This window comes from Enterobacter cloacae complex sp. EB5 (assembly GCF_031432835.1).
GTDB lineage: Bacteria > Pseudomonadota > Gammaproteobacteria > Enterobacterales > Enterobacteriaceae > Enterobacter > Enterobacter hormaechei_C.
Genome location: NZ_CP133860.1, coordinates 3,794,146 through 3,811,600 on the forward strand (window position 1 = coordinate 3,794,146; position 17,455 = coordinate 3,811,600).

At 43.8% G+C, this 17,455-nt stretch carries 16 protein-coding genes; all 16 read left to right on the forward strand.

The genetic code is table 11. The features are described 5' to 3' along the window. Nucleotide 1 precedes the first annotated feature (1 nt). The 16 genes from wzxC to gndA all read left to right on the forward strand — a co-directional run bounded on the left by wzxC (nt 2) and on the right by gndA (nt 17,455). Nucleotides 2-1,480, forward strand: coding sequence for a colanic acid undecaprenyl disphosphate flippase WzxC (wzxC, locus tag RHN82_RS18190; RefSeq protein ID WP_003863527.1), 1,479 nt, complete (start codon nt 2-4; stop codon nt 1,478-1,480). 15 nt (nt 1,481-1,495) lie between these two features. Then, nucleotides 1,496-2,776: a colanic acid biosynthesis pyruvyl transferase WcaK gene (gene wcaK / locus RHN82_RS18195; RefSeq protein ID WP_006811234.1), complete on the forward strand. Its 1,281-nt coding sequence runs from the start codon at nt 1,496-1,498 to the stop codon at nt 2,774-2,776. Next, nucleotides 2,773-3,993 (forward strand): colanic acid biosynthesis glycosyltransferase WcaL, encoded by a 1,221-nt coding sequence (gene wcaL / locus RHN82_RS18200; protein ID WP_047053471.1) that lies wholly within the window; start codon nt 2,773-2,775, stop codon nt 3,991-3,993. The genes wcaK and wcaL overlap by 4 nt, the downstream gene beginning before the upstream one ends. Before the next feature lie 12 nt (nt 3,994-4,005). Beyond that, entirely contained in the window at nt 4,006-5,403 is a 1,398-nt protein-coding gene (wcaM, locus tag RHN82_RS18205; protein WP_047053473.1) for a colanic acid biosynthesis protein WcaM, read from the forward strand. Nucleotides 5,404-5,585: 182 nt separating this feature from the next. After that, complete coding sequence (locus RHN82_RS18210; RefSeq protein ID WP_047053476.1) at nt 5,586-6,581, forward strand: NAD-dependent epimerase/dehydratase family protein; 996 nt, start codon at nt 5,586-5,588, stop codon at nt 6,579-6,581. 215 nt (nt 6,582-6,796) lie between these two features. Next, the gene (gene galF / locus RHN82_RS18215) at nt 6,797-7,693 is read left to right on the forward strand and encodes a GalU regulator GalF (protein ID WP_023303982.1); all 897 of its coding nucleotides are present in this window, start codon (nt 6,797-6,799) and stop codon (nt 7,691-7,693) included. 284 nt (nt 7,694-7,977) lie between these two features. Beyond that, nucleotides 7,978-9,075, forward strand: coding sequence for a glycosyltransferase family 4 protein (locus tag RHN82_RS18220; protein ID WP_047053479.1), 1,098 nt, complete (start codon nt 7,978-7,980; stop codon nt 9,073-9,075). Further along, entirely contained in the window at nt 9,072-9,860 is a 789-nt protein-coding gene (locus tag RHN82_RS18225) for a glycosyltransferase (RefSeq protein ID WP_047053481.1), read from the forward strand. Before RHN82_RS18220 ends, RHN82_RS18225 begins: the two co-directional genes overlap by 4 nt. Continuing rightward, on the forward strand, nt 9,857-10,741 hold the full coding sequence (locus RHN82_RS18230; RefSeq protein ID WP_047053483.1) for a glycosyltransferase family 2 protein: 885 nt from the start codon (nt 9,857-9,859) through the stop codon (nt 10,739-10,741). Before RHN82_RS18225 ends, RHN82_RS18230 begins: the two co-directional genes overlap by 4 nt. Next, entirely contained in the window at nt 10,731-11,966 is a 1,236-nt protein-coding gene (locus RHN82_RS18235; RefSeq protein ID WP_048982130.1) for an O-antigen ligase family protein, read from the forward strand. The genes RHN82_RS18230 and RHN82_RS18235 overlap by 11 nt, the downstream gene beginning before the upstream one ends. Next, nucleotides 11,938-12,519 carry a hypothetical protein gene (locus tag RHN82_RS18240; RefSeq protein ID WP_023303977.1) on the forward strand — a complete coding sequence of 194 codons (582 nt, stop codon included), beginning with the start codon at nt 11,938-11,940 and terminating at the stop codon, nt 12,517-12,519. The genes RHN82_RS18235 and RHN82_RS18240 overlap by 29 nt, the downstream gene beginning before the upstream one ends. Then, the gene (locus tag RHN82_RS18245; protein ID WP_310398406.1) at nt 12,516-13,169 is read left to right on the forward strand and encodes a glycosyltransferase; all 654 of its coding nucleotides are present in this window, start codon (nt 12,516-12,518) and stop codon (nt 13,167-13,169) included. Before RHN82_RS18240 ends, RHN82_RS18245 begins: the two co-directional genes overlap by 4 nt. Nucleotides 13,170-13,179: 10 nt before the next feature. Beyond that, nucleotides 13,180-13,680, forward strand: a complete 501-nt coding sequence (locus RHN82_RS18250) for a glycosyltransferase (protein WP_310398407.1) — start codon at nt 13,180-13,182, stop codon at nt 13,678-13,680. Nucleotides 13,681-13,780: 100 nt separating this feature from the next. Continuing rightward, nucleotides 13,781-14,890 (forward strand): hypothetical protein, encoded by a 1,110-nt coding sequence (locus RHN82_RS18255; RefSeq protein WP_063153451.1) that lies wholly within the window; start codon nt 13,781-13,783, stop codon nt 14,888-14,890. Between the two features lie 18 nt (nt 14,891-14,908). Then, complete coding sequence (gene galE, locus RHN82_RS18260; protein WP_023303974.1) at nt 14,909-15,922, forward strand: UDP-glucose 4-epimerase GalE; 1,014 nt, start codon at nt 14,909-14,911, stop codon at nt 15,920-15,922. A 126-nt stretch (nt 15,923-16,048) separates the two neighbouring features. Beyond that, on the forward strand, nt 16,049-17,455 hold the full coding sequence (gene gndA, locus RHN82_RS18265) for an NADP-dependent phosphogluconate dehydrogenase (RefSeq protein ID WP_047053487.1): 1,407 nt from the start codon (nt 16,049-16,051) through the stop codon (nt 17,453-17,455).

Sequence of the window (17,455 nt, forward strand, 5' to 3'; positions counted from 1 at the left end):
GATGAGCTTACGAGAAAAAACCATCAGCGGCGCGAAATGGTCAGCCATGGCCACCATCGTCATCATTGGCCTCGGCCTGGTGCAGATGACGGTGCTGGCGCGCATTATCGATAATCACCAGTTTGGTCTGCTGACCGTCTCGCTGGTGATTATCGCCCTGGCCGATACGCTGTCGGACTTTGGTATCGCTAACTCCATTATCCAGCGCAAAGAGATCAGCCATCTGGAGCTGACCACCCTCTACTGGCTGAACGTCGGGCTGGGTATCTTCGTCTTTGTGCTGGTGTTTCTGCTGAGCGATGTGATTGCCGGCGTGCTGCATAACCCGGACCTTGCGCCGCTGATGCGCACCCTGTCGTTCGCTTTCGTGGTGATCCCGCACGGGCAGCAGTTCCGCGCGCTGATGCAGAAAGAGCTGGAGTTCAACAAAATCGGCATGATTGAGACCAGCGCCGTGCTGGCGGGCTTTACCTTCACCGTGGTCAGCGCCCATTTCTGGCCGCTGGCAATGACCGCCATCCTCGGCTACCTCGTTAACTCTGCCGTGCGCACGCTGCTGTTTGGCTTCTTTGGCCGCAAGATTTATCGCCCGGGGCTGCATTTTTCGCTGGCGTCTGTTTCATCCAACCTGCGCTTCGGCGCGTGGCTGACGGCAGACAGCATTATCAACTACGTGAATACTAACCTCTCCACGCTGGTGCTGGCGCGCATTCTGGGCGCGAGCGTCGCGGGTGGCTACAACCTGGCGTATAACGTCGCGGTTGTCCCGCCGATGAAGCTCAACCCTATCATTACCCGCGTGCTGTTCCCGGCGTTCGCCAAAATTCAGGACGATACCGAAAAGCTGCGCGTGAACTTTTACAAGCTACTTTCCGTGGTGGGGATCATCAATTTCCCGGTCCTGCTGGGACTGATGGTGGTCGCCAGCAATTTCGTGCCGCTGGTATTTGGCGAGAAGTGGAACAGCATCATCCCGATCCTGCAACTGCTATGCGTCGTGGGGCTGCTGCGCTCGGTGGGGAACCCGATTGGTTCTCTGCTGATGGCGAAGGCGCGCGTGGATATCAGCTTCAAGTTCAACGTGTTTAAAACCTTCCTGTTTATTCCGGCAATTATTGTGGGCGGCCACATGGCGGGCGCCATTGGCGTGACGCTCGGCTTCCTGCTGGTGCAGATCGTCAATACCGTGCTGAGCTACTTCGTGATGATCAAACCGGTGCTGGGCTCCAGCTACCGTCAGTACATCCTCAGCCTGTGGCTGCCGTTTTACCTCTCCTTACCGACGCTTGCGGTGAGCTACGGCCTGGGCGTGGTGCTCAACGGGCATCTGCCGCTGGCGGCGTTGCTTGCGGTGCAGGTAGCGGCAGGCGCGCTGGCGTTCGGCGTGATGATTGTGCTGTCACGCAATGCGCTGGTGGTTGAGATGAAGCGCCAGTTTTGCCGTAACGAAAAAATGAAAACGCTGCTTCGCGCAGGCTAATTTTACGAGGCCATTATGAAATTACTTATTCTTGGCAACCATACCTGCGGCAACCGTGGCGACAGCGCCATCCTGCGCGGTTTACTGGATGCAATTAACACCCTTAAGCCTGAGACTGAAGTGGATGTGATGAGCCGTTATCCGGTCAGCTCATCCTGGTTACTGAACCGCCCGGTGATGGGCGACCCGCTCTACAGTCAGATGAAACAGCACAACAACGCCGCGGGCGTGATGGGGCGCGTGAAGAAAGTGCTGCGTCGCCGTTACCAGCATCAGGTGCTGCTTTCCCGCGTGACCGATACCGGCAAGCTGCGCAACATTGCCATCGCGCAGGGCTTTACCGATTTTGTGCGTCTGCTGTCCGGCTATGACGCGATTATTCAGGTGGGCGGTTCGTTCTTCGTCGATCTCTACGGCGTGCCGCAGTTTGAGCATGCACTCTGCACCTTCATGGCGAAAAAACCGCTGTTTATGATCGGCCACAGCGTCGGGCCATTCCAGGATCCGCAGTTTAACCAGCTGGCGAACTATGTCTTCGGCCACTGCGACGCGCTGATCCTGCGTGAATCGGTCAGCCTCGACATGATGAAGCGCAGCGAAATCGACACCACCAAAGTGGAGCACGGTGTAGACACCGCCTGGCTGGTGGATCATCAGGATGACAGTTTCCAGGCCAGCTACGCGGTACAGCACTGGCTCGACGTGGCGGCAAAGCAGAAAACCGTCGCCATTACCCTGCGTGAACTTGCGCCGTTCGATAAACGCCTCGGCACGACCCAGGCGGCATACGAGAAAGCCTTTGCCGACGTGGTGAACCGCGTACTGGACAGCGGTTACCAGGTGCTGGCGCTTTCCACTTGTACCGGTATTGACAGCTACAACAAAGATGACCGTATGGTGGCGCTCAACCTGCGCAACCTGGTGAACGATCCGTCCCGCTATCACGTGGTGATGGACGAGCTGAACGATCTGGAGATGGGCAAGCTGCTCTCCGCCTGCGACCTGACAGTGGGCACGCGTCTGCACTCGGCCATTATCTCGATGAACTTCGGCACGCCAGCCATCGCCATCAACTACGAACACAAGTCCGCGGGCATTATGCAGCAGCTCGGTATGCCGGAAATGGCCGTTGATATTCGTCATCTGCTGGACGGGTCACTGGGGGCGATGGTGGGCGACACGCTCGGCCAGCTGCCTGCGATCAACGAACGTCTGGCGGTGGCGGTAAAAGCCGAACGCGAAAAAGGTATTGGCATGGTGAAATCCGTACTCGACCGCGTCCGGGAGGGGAAATGAAGGTTGGTTTCTTCTTACTGAAATTTCCGCTGTCGTCTGAAACCTTTGTGCTGAACCAAATCACCGCGTTTATCGATATGGGGTATGACGTGGAGATTATCGCCCTGCAAAAGGGCGATACGCAAAACACCCATGCGGCGTATACCCGGTATGGGCTGGAGGCGAAAACCCGCTGGTTGCAGGATGAACCCGCCGGACGATTGAACAAACTGCGCCATCGCGCCGGGCAGACGCTGCGCGGCCTTCATCGCGCCTCGACGTGGCGGGCGCTGAATATGTCGCGCTATGGGGCAGAGGCCCGCAACCTGATCCTTTCCGCCATTTGCGGGCAAACGGCCCAGCCGTACCGGGCCGATGTCTTTATCGCCCACTTTGGCCCGGCGGGCGTAACGGCGGCAAAACTGCGTGAGCTGGGGGTGATTGACGGCAAAATCGCAACCATTTTCCACGGTATCGACATCTCCAGCCGGGAAGTGCTGAACCACTACACGCCGGAATATCAGCAGCTGTTTCGCCGTGGCGACATGATGCTGCCGATAAGCGACCTGTGGGCCGGACGCCTGAAAACCATGGGTTGCCCGAGCGAGAAAATCACCGTTTCACGCATGGGCGTGGACATGGAACGCTTCACCCAGCGACCGGTCAAGGTGCCGGGCAAGCCGCTGCAAATTATCTCTGTTGCCCGCCTGACTGAAAAGAAAGGGCTGCACGTAGCCATCGAAGCCTGTCGCCAGCTGAAGGCACGCGGCGTGGACTTCCACTACCGCATCCTGGGTATCGGGCCGTGGGAGCGTCGTCTGCGCACGCTGATCGAACAGTATCAGCTGGAAGACGTGGTCGAGATGCCCGGCTTCAAGCCGAGCCACGAAGTGAAAGCCATGCTTGATGATGCGGATGTGTTCCTGCTGCCTTCCGTAACCGGCGCCGACGGCGATATGGAAGGCATTCCCGTGGCGCTGATGGAGGCGATGGCGGTCGGCATTCCGGTGGTCTCGACCCTGCACAGCGGGATCCCGGAGCTGATCACCTCTGAACACTCCGGCTGGCTTGTCCCTGAAAACAATGCGCTGGCGCTGGCGGACCGTCTGGCTGCGTTCAGTGATATCGATCAGCAGACGCTGATCCCTGTGCTGCAAAATGCGCGGCAAAAAGTTGAAGCAGAATTCAATCAGCAGGTGATTAATCGCCAGTTAGCGAGCCTGCTGCAAACGCTGTAACGCTGAGGTTGTATGCTGAAAAAGATTACCCGACGCCGATTTGTCTCTTCTTTATCCGTCCTGGCTGCCATCCCGCTGTTGTCGCCCCGCGTTGCGCGGGCGGCGACCGGGAAGACGGTTTCTGTCGATCGCTACAACAATCACGACTGGATCGCCGCCTTTAAGCAGGCCTTTGCCGAGGGCGATACCGTTGTTGTTCCTGCCGGGTTAACCTGTGAAAACATCAATACCGGCATTTTCATTCCTGATGGCAAAACCCTGCTGATCCGCGGTGCGCTGAAGGGCAACGGCCGCGGGCGGTTTGTGCTCCAGGAAGGCTGCAAGGTCATTGGGGAAGGAGAGGGGCACACGCATAACATTACGCTGGACGTGCGTGGCTCCGACTGTGTCATTAAAGGGCTGGCGATGAGCGGTTTCGGCCCCGTCACCCAGATCTACATCGGCGGCAAGAAACCGAGGGTGATGCGCAATTTGCTCATTGATAACATCAATGTGTCACAGGCCAACTACGCCATTCTGCGTCAGGGTTTTCATAATCAGGTGGACGGTGCGCGCATTACCAACAGTAAATTCAGCCACTTGCAGGGTGACGCAATTGAGTGGAACGTGGCGATTAACGACCGCAACATCCTGATCTCTGACCATGTGATCGACAACATCAACTGCACAAACGGCAAGATCAACTGGGGGATAGGCATTGGGCTGGCCGGCAGTACGTACGATAATGATTATCCGGAACAGCAGACCGTTAAAAACTTCGTGGTGGCGAATATCACCGGCAGCAACTGTCGGCAGTTGGTCCATGTTGAAAACGGTAAACATTTTGTGATCCGTAATATCAAGGCCAGCAATATTACCCCTGACTTCAGTAAAAAGGCCGGAATTGATAACGCGACGGTAGCTATTTATGGCTGTGATAATTTCGTTATTGATAATGTCGATATGGTCAACAGTGCCGGAATGCTAATCGGCTATGGCGTGATTAAAGGCGATTATCTGTCGATACCGCAGAACTTCAAACTTAACGATATACGCCTGGATAACCGACAGCTGGCGTATAAGCTGCGCGGGATACAGATTTCTTCGGGCAATACCACGTCGTTTGTCGCCATTACCAACGTCAACATGCAGCGAGCAACGCTTGAGCTGCACAACAAGCCACAGCACCTTTTCTTACGTAATATCAACGTGATGCAGGAATCCTCGACGGGGCCCGCCCTGACGATGAACTTCGACTTGCGCAAAGACGTGCGCGGGAAGTTTATGGCCAAAAACGAGACGCTGTTGTCGCTGGCAAACATTCATGCGGTAAATGAAAAAGGACAGAGTTCGGTGGATATTGATCGGGTCGATCAACATGTGGTGAATACGGAACGGTTGAATTTTGCGCTGCCCTCAAACGGACGATGATGATCTCAGGCGTATCTCATTCAATCTGATGTAACCCCTAAAATTTGTTACTGAATTCAGCGATTTTAAGGTTTATAATCCATGGCATTACTTTGCAATATTCATTTTATCAATAACGGTACCTCAGGGAAGAACGCTATAACCGGGGGGTTGCCAAACACACATAACGCATTGAGTGGTGTATGAACGATAAGGTTTTGTTTATTGGCGCATCTGGTTTTGTCGGGACTCGATTGATCGAGATTGCTCGGACTGAGTTTGACGTTACGAACTTTGACAAACAACAGAGTCATTTTTATCCGGATATTACTGTTTCCGGTGATGTTCGTAATCAGGATCAACTCGATCAGGCGCTTGCTGGATTTGAAACTGTCGTGCTGCTCGCCGCTGAGCACCGTGATGACGTTAGCCCGACATCGCTATACTATGATGTAAACGTACAGGGTACACGTAACGTGTTGTCTGCTATGGAAAAAAATAACGTTAAGAACATTATTTTTACTAGTTCTGTGGCAGTGTATGGTCTTAACAAAATGAACCCTGACGAATCCCATCCCCATGATCCTTTCAACCATTACGGCAAAAGCAAATGGCAAGCGGAAGAGGTTCTGCGTGAGTGGTTTAACAAAGCACCAGAGGAAAGATCCCTGACAATTGTCCGGCCTACGGTCATCTTCGGTGAGCGTAACCGTGGAAACGTGTATAACCTGCTTAAGCAAATTGCAGGTGGTAAATTCGCCATGGTAGGCGCTGGAACCAACTATAAGTCAATGGCTTATGTCGGTAACATTGTTGAATTTATCAAATTTAAGCTGACCAATGTTAAGCCGGGTTATGATGTCTACAACTATGTAGACAAACCAGACCTGAACATGAATCAGCTAGTTTCAGAAGTTGAGAAGAGTCTCAATAAAAAAATCCCTTCAGTTCATCTTCCTTACCCGCTTGGTATGTTAGGTGGGTATTGCTTTGATATTCTTAGCAAAGTTACCAAGAAAAAATATGCAATTAGTTCTGTGCGCGTGAAGAAATTCTGTGCAACTACACAGTTTGACGCTACCAAGGTACACAGCTCTGGATTTAAAGCGCCTTATACCTTATCTCAAGGTCTGGACCGTACGCTGAAGTATGAGTTCGTTCATGAGAAGAAAGATGACATCACGTTTGTATCTGAATAATGCCTCAAAGGTTGCGATTTGTCGGAAACAGAGGGCTGTGCGATTTTCGCGACAGGGTTTCCGATAATTCTGGGTCACACTTAATGCATACTCATGTTTAGTAATGTGAGTTTTAGCGCGAAACGTGATTTGCATAAGGCGTAGTAGACTTCTTGATCGGGCAATTTTCCTGATTAGGTCTATACTTCGTCAACCATTTTAAGGTGGAAGATAAAATGACCAATTTGAAAGCAGTTATACCGGTAGCGGGTCTGGGCATGCACATGTTGCCCGCCACAAAGGCCATTCCTAAAGAGATGCTGCCGATCGTTGACAAGCCGATGATTCAGTACATCGTTGACGAGATTGTTGCTGCTGGGATTAAAGAAATTGTTCTGGTGACGCACTCTTCTAAGAACGCCGTCGAGAACCACTTCGACACCTCTTATGAACTCGAGGCGCTTCTTGAGCAGCGCGTTAAGCGTCAGCTTCTGGCTGAAGTTCAGTCTATTTGTCCTCCTGGCGTGACTATCATGAACGTGCGTCAGGCGCAGCCGTTGGGTCTGGGCCACTCAATCCTCTGTGCGCGTCCGGTAGTGGGTGATAACCCGTTCATCGTGGTACTGCCGGACATCATCATTGATAACGCCTCTGCCGATCCGCTGCGTTATAACCTGGCGGCAATGGTCGCACGCTTCAACGAGACGGGCCGTAGCCAGGTGCTGGCGAAACGTATGAAGGGCGATCTCTCTGAGTACTCTGTTATTCAGACTAAAGAGCCGCTGGAGTCGGAAGGGCAGGTGAGCCGGATCGTTGAGTTTATCGAAAAACCTGATCAGCCGCAGACCCTGGACTCCGACCTGATGGCTGTCGGCCGTTATGTGCTGAATGCGGATATCTGGGCTGAGCTGGAAAAAACCGAGCCGGGCGCCTGGGATCGTATCCAGCTGACTGATGCGATTGCTGAGCTGGCGAAGAAGCAGTCGGTTGATGCGATGCTGATGACCGGCGACAGCTATGACTGCGGTAAGAAAATGGGGTATATGCAGGCGTTTGTGAACTATGGCCTGCGTAATCTGAAGGAAGGGCAAAAATTTAGAGAAACAATACAAAAAATCATTTCAACTTATTGATATAATTAATTTTTATAATACATAAACGCCCATTCTAAATAATACATATTTAGGATGGGCGTTCTGTTTTGTAGTGACATTTATGTAATAATAACAGTGAGTTATACGTTTTTTTAGAGTATAATACTAGTTATTTTCTCTTGTTTATCTTGTCTTAAAATACGACAATTAAAACAGTTTAAAGCCACTATAGCTTTTTATAGAGCACACAATTAAATACACGCAGTGCACTGGTAGCTGTCGAGCCAGGGGCGGTAGCGTGCTTGTTTCTTAAGGAGTATGTTATGAAAGTTCTTTTTTTAATAACGCGGGGAGACGAAATAGGAGGAGCACAAACCCACGTTAGAGATGTTATGCTAGGGTTACGAGATAAGTATAATATTGAATGCATCTTAGCTACTGGTTCTGTAGGAAAATTCACAGATGAAATGCAACAAAATGGTATAAAAATCTTTCATATAAAATCAATGAAAAGAGAGATATGCCTTAATGATTTCAACGCCTTTTTAGAATTAAGAAAACTCGTCAAAAAAATAAAACCCGATATAATTAGTTGCCATTCATCTAAAGCTGGTGTTCTTGGTAGGCTAGCTACTATTGGCTTGAGTATTAAGAAAGTATTTACGGCACATGGATGGGCGTTCACGGAAGGGATTCCAGAGCGAAAAGCAAAATTTTATAAAAATATAGAGCTTATTTTATCCTACCTAACAGATGCGATCATCAATGTTTCGCAATATGATCGGCAATTGGCGCTAAGTAATAATATTAAATCTAAACATTATGTTATCCATAATTGTATACCTGATAATATCCAAATAAAACGTGATGTGTTCCGGGATAAAAATGAAATACCGATTCGTTTTGTAATGGTTGCAAGATTTTGTGAACAAAAAGATCACGAAACACTGATAAAAGCTTTTTCTAATATCTCACCAAACAAGTGGCATTTGAGTCTATTAGGTGGTGGAGATAGTACAGAAATTGAAAAATTGGTTTCGAAATTAAATCTTGACTCTAATATTGATTTCATCGGTGAGGTGTCAAATGTTCAGGACTATCTTAATAAAGCCAATGTATTCATGTTAATAAGTAATTATGAAGGATTCCCAATATCTATTATTGAGGCAATGAAAACAGGCCTTCCTGTGATAGCCAGTGATGTTGGCGGCGTTTGTGAGGCCGTTATTGATGAGCAAAATGGATATCTTATCCCGCGAAAGGATATTGCTGCTTTGCAAACCAGACTTAAGAATCTCATTGAAAATCCAGACCTGCTGATTAAATTTGGTCAAGAATCTCGTGAAATGTATGAGCGTAATTTTACTTTGAATAATATGGTCGACTCATATCATCAAGTTTTTGCCGAGGTGAATAAATGAGAGACTTGATAGTTTTAATGCCAGTTTATAATGATCAAAAGGATATGATCAGAACTTTAGACAGTATAAACGAAGATAATAATGATTTCTCAGTGCTCATTATCGATGATGGCAGTAAAACCCCGTTAACTTTAAATAATAAACAATATAAATTTACAGTTAAAATACATCGTCTGACTGTAAACAAAGGCATCACAGGTGCGTTAAATGCTGGACTGGATTTAATCTCAGAGATGGATAATATTCGTTATATTGCTCGATTAGATGCAGGTGATATTCAAGTTAAGAATCGTTTTAAGACACAACGACTGTATTTTAATAAGAATCAAAAGACTAAGTTACTAGGTTCAAATGTATCTTTTTATGATGTTAATGGTGCGGCTGTATTCGATACAAACCTTCCATTAACAGACGCTGCAATTAAAAAAGAAAAATTTATTCGTTCATGTTTTATCCACCCCACTGTTATGTTTTCTAAAGAGATAATTGAAGAAGGTTTAAGATATTCAGAAAATTATCCATGCGCTGAAGATTATGAACTTTTCCTTAGAATCACAAATAAATATGAAGTGGCTAATTTAAGTGACAAACTACTTTTTTGCCATGATAGAGCGAATGGCATAAGTTTAACCAGGAGAAAAAAACAAATATCAAGTGTTCTAAAATGCCTTCTTACACATAGGGACTACAAAAGCCCGTATTGGTATGTGGGTATCGGAAAAGTGTTAGCGCAATATTTTGTACCAAGGTCCGTTTTTAGCTATATCAAGGCTCGATTATCATGATTAATACAACTGTAATTATACCTTATAAAAATAATTTGGATGCGCTTCATCGTGCATTGAAAAGTGTATTATCCCAAACAGTTGAAGTGTCTATTTTAATCGTTGATGACGGGTCAGAACAAAGTCAGAAAGCAGATTTGGTAGTGCGGGAATTAAATCATCGAAATATTAATGTTATTTATAATGATACAAGCTTAGGAGGAGGCGAAGCGAGGAATATTGGAATTCGTAATGCTAAAACAAAATTCATAGCATTCTTAGATTGTGATGATTATTGGGATCATAATAAAATAGAATCACAAGAAAAAATGTTTTCTGAATTACCAGCAAATAGGACAAATGTTATTTTTAGTTCGATCCGAGTGGTAGATGAAAAACTAAATATCATTAAAGAATATTGCAATGGTTCGGCGGTGAAAAATTTCTCCGAATATGTTTTTCTTCAAGGTGGACTCATACAAACCTCATCTTTATTTCTTGAAACTTCACTGGCCATCAGGAATCAATTTAATCCTAATTTGAAACGTCACCAAGATTATGATTTTTGTCTGAAACTAGAAAGTCAGGGAGCAATGTTTGAATGTTGTGATAAGACGTATAGTTACTGGGTTGTTCCCAGCGATCCTCTTATAGCTTTAAAAAAAGGTTATGATTACAACCTTAGTTTGGATTTTTATAATAATTATAAAGGATTGATGACTACAAGAGCAGGGTATGCTTTTTTAGCAAAGGTCCCTCTATGGTTTTCTATTAAACAAAAGAACATGAAAGGTTTCGTTTCTAGTTTATTGAAAAAATGTGGTTTTAAAACTAGTTGTATGGTTTTTCTTGAATTGGCAAGATTAGTTTTAACAAAATGGATGAGGCGCGATGTTAAATAAATTTGACGATGTGAGACCAAAAGGTTTTATATTACTGAATTCAGCGTTCTTTATTTTTTGTTTACGTCCGCATGGGATGTCAGCCATTATTTTTATAATAACTGCAATAGCTTTACTAAGTCTTTTTTCCAATAAGTTAATTCTGAGATATGAAACGCAATTCAGGTTGCTTTATATTTTGATATTCGTAATGATGATCCGATGCATAATCGGCTTTGCTTTTAATGGTGGATATGAAGAAAGATATCTCCCTGTATTACTTTTATTTAGCTGTGTATTAATTATACACATTGTGACTGCTCGACAAGCTGATCTGAACGAATGTTATTCCGGTTTTTATTACGCAATAATTTTGACTCTTGCTTTAGTTTTGCTTGAGATTATAACTGGATATCATTTACCTTCCTCAAGATATTCAGATCCTACAAATGATGCACAATTATGGAGTATATCAAAGCCAACGGCATTTTATTATAATGAAAATGATATGCTTAGCTTTCTTGTGTGTTTTTTACCTTTTGCTGTTTATCATTCCAAAAAGAATTTACATAAAATAATAATTTTTTTATTGACATTAACTAGCGCAGTTTACATAGGTTCTAAAGCAGCAATCTTGGCGTTGCTTATTTATTTATTATTTACAAAGTTAGTTTCAAAGAAAGTGATTTTATTGCTTGGCGCTTTCTCGTCACTCATGTTGTTATTGCTAAACCCTTCCATCGTTGAAGACTTACTCCTTCTATCAAATAATGCTGCTTCGAGATTAGTTAATTTTTGGAATACACTTTCAACTGCTGGTGCGGACGATGAAAGCACCTCAGAGAGACTGCAAATTTACAAGGCAAACATTGATTGGTTGATGAATCATGCGAATGCCTTGTTGTTTGGCAATGGCCGCTTTGGAGACTATGAAATTGATATAATTAATCAGTATGGTTTAAGAATGGGCGAATTCCATAATATTCATTTTGAAATGATAACAATTTATGGAATAATCTTCTACATGCTGTTTTTTTCTTATTATACATTTTTGCTTTGGCGGTGCATTAAGCTGAGACATATCAAACCAGCTGTTAGACCTCTAATTACCTCAGCTGTTTTATATCCTATTTTAATTTCATTTGGGCCTAGTAGTTCTTTGAAATATCCGTTTCTTTTTATTATTGTACTATTGATGGCTATCGGGATAAGGACTTATGAAAAAAATACTAAAGTGCATATTTAAAATAACCTTGTATATTATTAATTTACCCTTTCTGCTTTGGTATCTTACGCGAGTTAAAATTCCTTATGCTAACTTTAAAAACGTAGCCATTTCTTTATCCAAGCATACAGGTGAAAGGGGCATTTTATTGAGGCAAGTCTTTTACAAGAAAACCCTTAAAAAATGCGGAAATAATTTGCGTGTGCATTATGGTGCTTTCTTTGTATACCCGAATATAACAGTTGGGCAAAACTGTACAGTAGAAGAATTTTCAATAATAAGTTTATGTGATCTCGGTGACGATGTAATCATTGCTGCACGTGTCTCCATCATGAGTGGTGGAAATCATCATGAAGTTGATGATTTAAACTTAAAGTTCGTTGATTCTTTATTACCTCTCAAGCACCTTTCTATTGGTTCGAACGTATGGATAGGTACTCATGCTGTCATCATGAATGACGTGGCTGAAGGTTGTGTTATTGGTGCTGGAGCTGTATTAACACGTAAATTTGAGAGGAATATGATTATAGCGGGTATCCCCGCAGCAATTATTAGAAAAAGGGGCGAGCTTTGAATATCTTGACTATTCCCTCCTGGTATCCAAATCCGAAGCTGAAGACTCAAGGCCTTTTTTTTCGTGACCAGGCGCTAGCATTATCTAAAAAACATAATGTCGATGTAATCTATTGCCATAGAGGTACTGCTTTTTACAACAAAAAATATAATGATAATGGGTTAAATACTTATTTCTGGGGGTATAGATTACGAGCAGGTAAATATATTGGGATGCTTATACGTATTCTTGTGTTTATTGCTATGTACATTAAATATCAAAAAAATAAAAAGGTTGATGTTATACATTGTCATAGTGTTGCATTTAATCAGGATGGAAGCGCTGGCATCGCCGGGGTTATAATTGGTAAAATTTTTTCAAAACCCGTCATAATAACGGAGCATGCAACAGTCTTCCAGGCAAAAAATTATAGTTACATTGAAAAGAAAATAATGAAATGGGCTTTGGAAAATGCCTCATCGTTAGTGGCAGTAAGTGATGGTTTGAAAGAAAGCTTACTCGAGTTCACTAACAGAGAAGATATATATACAATACCTAATACATTAGATGTCAAATTATTTGATATTGAAAAGGTTAAAAAATCAACATCATCTAATGGTGTGATTAATATTTGCTCTGTTGGCTATTTAATGCAAAAAAAAAGGTTTTGATAGACTAATATTGGCTTTCGATAAGATTAAAGAAAACTACAATATCGCATTCCAACTTAAGATAATCGGTGATGGGCCTGATTTAGATACACTAAAGGAAATGATCGAACAAAAGGGCTTAAAATCTAATATTGAAATGCTAGGTGAGCAAAGTAAAGACGAAATTGCATATCATATGGGACAAAGTGATGTTTTCATTCTACTTAGTCGAGTAGAGACCTTTGGCGTCGTTTTCATTGAAGCGTTGGCTTCAGGACTATTTTGTATAGCTACCAAATCCGGCGGCCCTGAATTCATTATTAAAAATGATATGCTTGGTGAACTTCTTGAAAATATAGACGATGCAAACTATTTTTCAGAAAAAATAGCGAACGTATTATTATCCGAAAAATTTAAGTCTGATGTAAGTTTACGAAAGAAATTTGTCAATGATAATTATTCATATGACAGTTTTCTTACCTCCTTCGATAATTTAATCTTATCAAAATATGAAATACCTACACATAATTAAAAAATACTCCTTCTTTTCGATAGCCCCCTTAATTACGGCTTTAATTCAGCTTTTTTCGGTTTTTATAATTGGGCATACGCTGTCAGGTCCTGAATTGGGTTTGGCAGGTATTTTTAATACCCTGATTTTTATTCTTGTTTTCATATCCGATGGTGGAAGTTCTAATTACTTTATTTACAGGAAAATTCTTAGCTTTCCAGAGGTTAGGATAATTACTGTATTAAATGTTTCTGTCTCATTCTTATCTATCTTATTATATTTCGTACTGTCACCTAATTTTATTGAAAGTAGTATTGTCACATTGATTTCTTTTTTTGTGATGGCTTTATCGATTAGTTTTCCGTTATATCATTATTCGCGATTGTTAGTTGAGAAAAAGTTTAATACCATAGCTATGGTTGAAGTCTTTTCAAAATTTGTATTTATTGCTAGTTTGTCAGCGCTAATCTACCGATTTCAAATCCAGGGAGTCGCTGTTGTATATGCATGGACAGCTTCATATGTAATAAGGTGTTTGATTTTTATAGTTGTATGTAGGGGATTTTCTTTGTATCAAGAAAATTCAATCAAATACGGAATTAAAAATATCATTCGTAGATGGTGGGCATATATTCATAATCAAATATTTTCCCAATTTTTGAATTATATCACTCTCACTGCGGATATATTCATTGTTTCACACTTCGGAGGATTGGAGCGCGTGGGCGTCTACAGTCTCTGCAAGGATGCCACTTTAAAAATTAGTGCCGTCATAAGTCCAGTTATCGGTAAATTATTGATAAGTCATGTCGTCACTTCAGACATTAAAGTGATCCATTTAAATGCGAAGAGAATATTTTTAAGCATTCTCTTTGTTGCTATGACTATTTTTCTTGCATGGAGTGTAGTAGGTCCTTATCTTCTTCAAGAGTTACGACCAGATATACATTCCGATTTTGAGATCTTTATTTATGCTTGGGCTATCTGTGGTGTATTGAGAATGCTTATAAATCCAGTAGCAACAATATTTCAAGGGTTGGGTGAAACGCGAAAAGAACTTTATATAAACTTGGTTTCATCGTTAAGTTTTATAATGATATTTTCGTTGTTATATGTAAGTGGTGTTATAACTGGTGTGATTAACATTATCCTCATTACTCTCATCGGGATGTATGTTATATCACTAATATACTCAGGATGGCTTTTGCAAAAACGCTTTCAAAAAATTTGATATCATGAGGCTTTAGAAATGACTATTTTGATAACCGGTGGCGCTGGCTACATTGGCTCACATACCGCTTTGAGCCTATTAGAACATGATCGTGACATTGTAATTGTTGATAACTTGGTAAACTCGTCGAAAATTGCTATTCAACGTGTTGAACAACTTTCAGGGAAAAGTGTCAAGTTTTATGAAGGGGATGTATGCAATATAGATTTCTTGAATATGTTGTTTTCAAAGTATAGTTTTGAATCAGTGATACATTTTGCATCTTTGAAATCAGTTTCGGAATCAGTGTCAAATCCTTTAGAGTATTATAGCAACAACATTGTTAGTATGCTTTCTTTAATTAAGGCTATGATGAATTATGGCGTAAATAATCTTATATTTAGTTCTTCTGCAACTGTTTATGGGGTACCTGAATCTATTCCTCTTACAGAATCGTGCCAAACAGGTGGTACGACAAATCCCTATGGGTCATCAAAATTTTTTATTGAACAAATATTAAAAGATGTCTCACGTGCAAATTCTAAGTTAAATATTATGTTGCTGCGCTATTTCAATCCCGTTGGAGCACATTCTTCTGGGTTTTTAGGAGAGGCTCCAAATGGAATACCTAATAATTTATTCCCTTATATAACACAAGTGGCTGTAGGCAAACTGGCTAAAGTGCATATATATGGCGATAATTATGATACACCAGATGGCACAGGCGTAAGGGATTATATTCATGTTATGGACCTTGCTGAAGGTCACTTGGCAGCACTAAATGCACAAAAAGATTATCCCGGCTTGAGAGTATATAATTTAGGCACAGGTAAAGGCTATTCTGTCAAAGAGATCGTTACCGCATTCAAAAAAATTACGGGTGTTGATATTCCATATCAGATTACCGAACGTCGTTTAGGGGATATAGCAGAATGTTGGTCTGATCCTTCTCTAGCTTCTCATGAATTAAGATGGAATGCTAAACGGGGATTAAATGAAATGATCACAGATGCCTGGAGATGGCAACAAAAAAATCCTGCTGGCTACGAATGAACCTTTCAGCCTACAAGTAAATTTGTGCTCACAAATGCGCTATCTTCCTTTTTATCTCTGCGTTAAAATCTTAGTACATTCAAGCCGCGCAACAGTCGCGGCGACCACACCTGACAGGAGTATGTAATGTCCAAGCAACAGATCGGCGTTGTCGGTATGGCAGTGATGGGGCGCAACCTGGCGCTCAACATCGAAAGCCGTGGTTATACCGTCTCCGTTTTCAACCGCTCCCGTGATAAGACCGAAGAAGTCATCGCTGAGAATCCAGGCAAAAAACTGGTTCCTTTCTATACGGTTAAAGAGTTCGTTGAGTCTCTGGAAACACCTCGTCGTATCCTGTTAATGGTGAAAGCGGGCGCAGGTACCGACGCTGCTATCGATTCACTGAAACCGTATCTGGATAAAGGCGACATCATTATTGATGGCGGTAATACCTTCTTCCACGACACCATTCGTCGTAACCGTGAGCTGTCTGCTGAAGGCTTCAACTTCATTGGTACTGGCGTATCCGGCGGTGAAGAGGGCGCCCTGAAAGGTCCATCTATCATGCCTGGCGGTCAGAAAGAAGCGTACGAACTGGTCGCGCCCATCCTGACCAAAATCGCAGCCGTAGCTGAAGACGGCGAGCCGTGCGTGACCTATATCGGTCCTGATGGCGCTGGTCATTACGTGAAAATGGTTCACAACGGCATTGAATATGGCGACATGCAGCTGATTGCTGAAGCCTACTCTCTGCTGAAAGGTGGCCTGAATCTCTCCAACGAAGAACTCGCAGAGACCTTCACCGAGTGGAACAAAGGCGAACTGAACAGCTATCTGATCGACATCACCAAAGATATCTTCACCAAGAAAGATGAAGAGGGTAAATACCTGGTCGATGTGATTCTTGACGAAGCGGCGAACAAAGGTACCGGTAAATGGACCAGCCAGAGCTCTCTGGACCTGGGTGAACCGCTGTCTCTGATCACCGAATCCGTATTTGCACGTTATATCTCTTCTCTGAAAGAGCAGCGCGTAGCGGCATCTAAGGTGCTGTCTGGTCCTCAGGCTAAGCCCGCTGGTGATAAAACGGAGTTCGTTGAGAAAGTCCGTCGCGCGCTGTATCTGGGTAAAATCGTCTCTTACGCGCAGGGTTTCTCTCAGCTGCGCGCGGCATCTGACGAGAATAACTGGGATCTGAACTACGGTGAGATTGCGAAGATCTTCCGTGCTGGCTGTATCATTCGCGCTCAGTTCCTGCAAAAAATCACCGATGCTTATGCTGAAAATGCAGGTATCGCGAACCTTCTGCTGGCGCCTTACTTCAAGCAGATTGCAGACGAATATCAGCAGGCGCTGCGTGATGTTGTTGCGTACGCGGTACAGAATGGTATCCCGGTTCCGACCTTCTCCGCTGCGGTGGCATATTACGACAGCTATCGTGCTGCTGTTCTGCCAGCGAACCTGATTCAGGCACAGCGTGACTACTTCGGTGCGCATACCTATAAGCGTACGGATAAAGAAGGTGTGTTCCACACCGAATGGCTGGATTAA